This is a genomic window from Secundilactobacillus angelensis (assembly GCF_012641075.1).
Taxonomy (GTDB): Bacteria; Bacillota; Bacilli; order Lactobacillales; family Lactobacillaceae; genus Secundilactobacillus; species Secundilactobacillus angelensis.
The window spans coordinates 1-5,460 of record NZ_JAAXLJ010000038.1; the positions used below are offsets into that span (position 1 = coordinate 1).

Here is a 5,460-nt window from a genome sequence, read left to right on the forward strand (position 1 = left end):
ATCATTTCTATTCATTTTATGCAAAATAAAAACGCCCATTTCTAGGCGTTTTCAGTCGTTATAACATGATTTAATCACGTTTATTATGCCCCGAGCAGGCATCTAACTCACCTGCTGAAACTACTGATAACGCTACGTTTGTTGCCTGCGCTTTTACCCTTGTTCCAATTTGGTGCCAGTGAATTTAATGCAGAAATTAAATTTTTATTCTCTCTTGATTCAAGTTCGCTAAAAATATGAGAGTAAGTCGACAGTGTGACATTGAAATTTGCATGGCCCAAATGTTTAGAAATTGCATATAAAGATATTCCTGAGTATATTAAATACGAAGCATGCGTGTGACGCAATCCGTGGAAGCTGATTTGTTTAGCACCGATCCGTTTAAGTGCCGCATGAAGCATGTTATTAACTGCAGTGGATGTTGGGACTTTGCCATGTGGTGTAACAAAGATTAAATCGTGTGGATCAGGTGCAGCTACCTGCTGAAAACTAGTCCAGTACTGATACATAAAATCAAAGAAGCCTTTGTTAACTGGGACAGTTCGATTGGATTGGTCATTCTTGGTTGGCTTAAAATCTTCTTCATCTGCGTCCCATGCTTTACTGATATTAACCGTACCGAACTTTTCACTGATATCTGACCATTGTAGCGCAGCGACTTCTTCGTATCTAGCACCAGTATAGAGAGACACTAACGCCATTGTCTTGGAAGGATGGGTGGCATTAACGTCTCTTTTTAGCTCAGTGATCAAAGATTCCATGTCTGGCTTATCAAGGTACTTGTCAGCTTCATTTTTGCCTGCTGAACCGCTTATTCTTGCTCGCTTAGTAAAGTCATTGGTGATAATGCCATCGTCCATAGCGTCCCGAATTGACGCTCTAATTTGACTGTGCAGTTTCTGTGAGCTTGCCAATGAATGGTGCTTGCCAAATCGATTGAGAAATCGCTGATATTGAGTGCGAGTGATCTCAGATATTTTCTGGCCTTCCCAGTTTTCATCCACAACTTTAAGCGTATTAAGATATCTTTTCTTAGTTGTATTGGAAATGGTCGGCTCCTTAAAAGTCTTAAACCAGCCATGCATATACTCAGGCAAAGTGTCTTGCGATTGAACCACGCCAATACCAGAGAACTTCTTTAATTCAATTTTGTTCGCCCATACTTGTGCCATCTTTTTGGTTGGAAAGCTTTGACTGACTCGTTTGCCACTTTCAGCATCAAAAATCCGTACATTGTAGTTGTTTCCGCGTTTTGTAATACTAGCCATATTAATTATCCTTTCTAATTTACCTAGGCGGGTTAAATTATTTAGGATAGTTGTGGCATCACCTCCTTTAAGGTATGATTATAAAAAGGGTGCAGTTCACCCGTTTATGTATTTTCGTAGGCACATCTCAAACTCTGGCGGGGGCGGGATGTGTTTTTTGTTTTAATATTTGTATACAGGGCCAGAATCATAAGAATAAGTATAATCTGGATTAAAATGATTCAAAAAGTAGTAATACCTAGCTTTGCTGACTTTCTGATAATGTGCATTACCAGACTTAATTTTTGCTTTAGCATAGTGATTCAATTTCAAAGTATAATAACTTCGACTACCTAACTCCATATATGAATGAATATGGTAAATGTGATGGCTATAGTTAACTTTGGTAACGTGGTATGAATAAGAATCTGCTAATGGCGATCCACCAACTACCATGTGTTGACTGATTTTTAAAGAATCATTATCTCGATATGAAATATAATATCCTCGAAGTGCATGTGGAATTGATTTGTATGTGGAATAAGCTTCTGCCTTGGTTTGAGTAGCAGCAAATCCAACACCAAACGATAAACCAATTAAACCTGTTAGGACGCATTGTTTAGCATTCAATTAAAAATTCTCCATTTTCCATTTCAGCTTTTATAGTCATCAGTGTTTGGACAATATTTTATTTGTTCAATTCTTGGTTGACTTTATCAACTTCGTGATTCCATTTTTGTTCAATCTGATTTACCTGATGTTCAATGTAATAATGCGTACCTAAGCCACCGATAACGATAGTGAACAGGAAAGTACATAGAACCCAGATTACAGGAATCTTTAAACCTTTACCTGATGAAAGATGCTTGTTGAATCCTTGACTGAATAGAACCCATGTAAGAAAGGCTGTTAAAATCAGGAAGGCACAGCTGCTAACCAGATCTATGTTCTTGCTGTATCCCGTGAACAGGCTGAACAATTGAAATACACCAATCAGCCAAACCACAATCAATCCAATGACGATTTCCCAGTATTTAGCCACTGAACCTGACCAGTTTGCCACAAAGAAACCAATAATAGCTGCTGTGATTGCGAACAATCCCAATCCGACACTAATTAATGACAATACTTGTACCACATAATTACCCCCAGTTAAATTTCAGCTTTTAGCGTCTGTCAGTATTTGGACATGTAATTTATAACTTAATATCGAACTTCTTACCGCAATCCATACATACGGCGTGATACTTCTTACCACGCTTACCAATTAAGGCTCCAGCAGCAGCTCCTGGAACACCAAAAACAAATCCACCAGCAGCAGTTTTCATGAGAGAGAACTTTCGCTTATTTTCCATGATTTGGATGTTATTTGATTTACATCTTGGGCAGTGGGGTGCTTTACGAGAAGGCTTTTTCTTTGGCTCAGATATAACAACAGGCTGGACATTGTTAGTTGCTGACACCTGAGAGGCTGTGTTCAATGTGGTATCAATATAACTTATTCTAGTGGCTGCTGGAATGTCATTTTCAGTTAGTATCTGATCTAACAATGAGCAAAGCTTTTTCAGATCGTCTTGAACAACTGAAGACATCGTTTTACCTGTTTTTGAATCAGCTAACCAACCGGTTTCAGCAGAACCATCTTTCAATTGAATGGTTACATATATTTCTTCGACATGGTCAAACTCTGTGTCGTCCTCCACAGTTAGCAGGGACGAGATAAGCCCATGCTTCTTACTGTCATTGTGACCCTTAACAACTGCTTGATAGTTAATGATATCTGAATAATTAAAGACTCGATAACCGCGGTTTTTCATGCTTCTATCCCGAAATACTTTTTTAATGGTCGGGTTAAAATAGAAAAAGCCCAAAATTTCAGTATCGGATTTTTTAAATTCGTTTTTAGCATCGACATATGCCTGTTGAGCAGCTGCTGCTTGATTTTTCTTGACTTGCTTTTGTTCAAGCTTTTCAGCTTTAACTTTTTGTTTTGCTAGTTCCTTATCCCGTTTAGGGTCAATCTTCTGACAGGAATCAATTAATGCTTTCAAGTCAGAAATACGATGAGCAGAAGCCCATGAGATTGAATCGAAATTGGTCGTTAAGCCAGCTTTATTTGAACATTCTATACATGCTTTACCATCCTTAAATGATAAGTCCTGATCTAAAAAATTAATTTGTTTACCACAGATTGCGCATTGTTTTGCCATTTTAAAATGACTCCCAACTTTTCAGCTTTTAAAGTCCTCAGTATTTGGACTACTTTTAGTACGTGCATAATGAGTTTACTTCAATCATTCGTCTAGATAAATTATTAGCAAAATCATAAGCAGTTTTACGGTAGGCATCACGGGTGCGTCTTCTCAAATTATTAGCACCTTGTTCTGCTGTCCTTTTGGATGTTCTTAAGTAAACCAATGAATCCATTTCTAAACGATGAAAGAGGGCAGACTGACTTATTCCGAAAGTTTTGCAGATTGTTAAGTACGACCAATCCGATTTCAGGGCATTAATTAAGCATCTATCTGGTAAAAGCAATCGACTTGCTACGATATTTGCTTCAATTTCAGTTGTACTGTTCATTGGCTTAATACCATCAAAAATGTCTTCAGTATTTTCATTCACGTGCAGTATGTAATGACCTAACTCATGTACTGTGGTGAAGTTCTGGCGTGGCTCATAATACATTGGCTCAACATATATCTTTGCTCTACCGGCATGACAAAAAGTAGATCCAATGACACCCAAACCTTTATCAAAATTATAAGTGCCAAAGAGAACACCCTGTTTTTTAAAATCATCAATAATCAATTGAACTTGATAATCTTGCCATCCAATATTATACTTCCACAATATTTTGTCAGTTATCTGACGAGTTCGATTAGCAATTTGATTGTAGCGACTTTTCTTCATTAACTATTACCAGCTTTATTTTCCATTTTGAATATCATTTTCAATATCTGATCTTGCAAAACGAGCGAATTGTTCTATCCGTTTACGATATTCCTGATATTGCTTATCTGACATACCATCTTTATCAAGGACAGTTCTAAAAAACATTTCATCATCAGCTGAGATGTTTGATTTGGATGTTTCATTATTGTCCTCAAGTAGACTGTCAACTGGGACACCTAAAACATCAGCAACCTTTTTAAGACTGGTTATATTAGGAGCTTTTGTTTTCCAATGATAGATAGAATTAGTCCCAAGACCAGCTTTATCATTCAATGATGATAATGAATACCCACGCATCTTTGCTAATTTTTTAATTCTTTCGAATGTTGTCATATCAACGATTCTCCCCGAAAGACGAACCATTATTAGCATAAATGCGTATTTTATACTTGCATATTTAGCATACTTGCGTAATAATGAATTCATCAAGTAATTGAGCAATAAATAAACAGTCCTATTAGTTCGGTACTTTGGCGAGTAAAACTAACGGGTACAAATGATTATTGCTTATTTGATTATGCTTTCATTTTAGCATATTTGCTAAACCTGTCAATAACTTGATGAATAAATAACAGAAGGGAAGTGACGTTATGACTGAAGAAATGATCCTCAATAGTGTTCGTGAAAATAAAAAGAGAATCAAAAAAGCGCTATTGGATCGGGATATGACGCAAGTTGAACTGTCAAAACTTCTTGATGTTAATCCGCAAGTGCTTAATCGGGCGGTTCAAGGGGATATGTCGCCACGTTCATTGGAGATTCGGCACAGTATCAATAGAGTGCTTGGTCTTTAAAGGAGATGATTTAAGTGGAAGGAACTGTTTTAGAGCAAGGCATTTTAGAAATGGTCAACAAAGTATTCAAGCAAGGTTTTGATGCTGGACAAGTTAACAACTACCAATTGCTTAGTCGCAAGGAACTTTGTTCACAAGTATTACACATTGACGTGAATACATTTGATGAACACTTCCGGTTTCAACCGGGATTTCCGAGCGTTAAGGATGGAAGCCTTGAACGCTACTATGTTCCAGCAGTCCATGAGTGGCTGATGGATCACCAAACTGTAAAGTAAAAACCTAGGCGGGTTAGTTTGGAAAGGATGAGTTAGATGAACACACAAGATTATGTATTTTACGGGCGTTGCCTCGTGGATGGGTTTATAGGACTGATTGCACTGGCAGGTGTCAGTGGATTAGCGTGGATGATCCATGAAGCCATTAAAGACCCACATGATTTCTTCGGATGCTAACACTGAGTG

The 5,460-nt window shown here is 37.6% G+C and carries 8 protein-coding genes; 2 read left to right on the plus strand and 6 right to left on the minus strand.

Annotated features, from left to right (window positions below; all coding sequences use genetic code 11):
• Positions 1-107: 107 nt before the first annotated feature.
• From HC026_RS12065 to HC026_RS12090, 6 genes are all read right to left on the minus strand, one after another.
• Entirely contained in the window at positions 108-1,268 is a 1,161-nt protein-coding gene (locus tag HC026_RS12065) for a tyrosine-type recombinase/integrase (protein WP_168926163.1), read from the minus strand.
• Positions 1,269-1,430: 162 nt separating this feature from the next.
• The gene (locus tag HC026_RS12070; RefSeq protein ID WP_168926164.1) at positions 1,431-1,877 is read right to left on the minus strand and encodes a hypothetical protein; all 447 of its coding nucleotides are present in this window, start codon (positions 1,875-1,877) and stop codon (positions 1,431-1,433) included.
• A gap of 58 nt (positions 1,878-1,935) precedes the next feature.
• Positions 1,936-2,385, minus strand: a complete 450-nt coding sequence (locus tag HC026_RS12075) for a hypothetical protein (RefSeq protein WP_168926165.1) — start codon at positions 2,383-2,385, stop codon at positions 1,936-1,938.
• 58 nt (positions 2,386-2,443) lie between these two features.
• Positions 2,444-3,457, minus strand: a complete 1,014-nt coding sequence (locus HC026_RS12080; protein WP_168926166.1) for a DUF4428 domain-containing protein — start codon at positions 3,455-3,457, stop codon at positions 2,444-2,446.
• Between the two features lie 55 nt (positions 3,458-3,512).
• Complete coding sequence (locus HC026_RS12085) at positions 3,513-4,160, minus strand: ImmA/IrrE family metallo-endopeptidase (protein ID WP_168926167.1); 648 nt, start codon at positions 4,158-4,160, stop codon at positions 3,513-3,515.
• A gap of 15 nt (positions 4,161-4,175) precedes the next feature.
• Positions 4,176-4,535 (minus strand): helix-turn-helix domain-containing protein, encoded by a 360-nt coding sequence (locus tag HC026_RS12090; RefSeq protein WP_168926168.1) that lies wholly within the window; start codon positions 4,533-4,535, stop codon positions 4,176-4,178.
• A 257-nt stretch (positions 4,536-4,792) separates the two neighbouring features.
• Here HC026_RS12090 and HC026_RS12095 point away from each other — a divergent pair, with 257 nt between their 5' ends.
• Entirely contained in the window at positions 4,793-4,996 is a 204-nt protein-coding gene (locus HC026_RS12095; protein WP_168926169.1) for a helix-turn-helix domain-containing protein, read from the plus strand.
• 14 nt (positions 4,997-5,010) lie between these two features.
• Complete coding sequence (locus HC026_RS12100) at positions 5,011-5,274, plus strand: hypothetical protein (protein WP_168926170.1); 264 nt, start codon at positions 5,011-5,013, stop codon at positions 5,272-5,274.
• Positions 5,275-5,460: the final 186 nt, after the last annotated feature.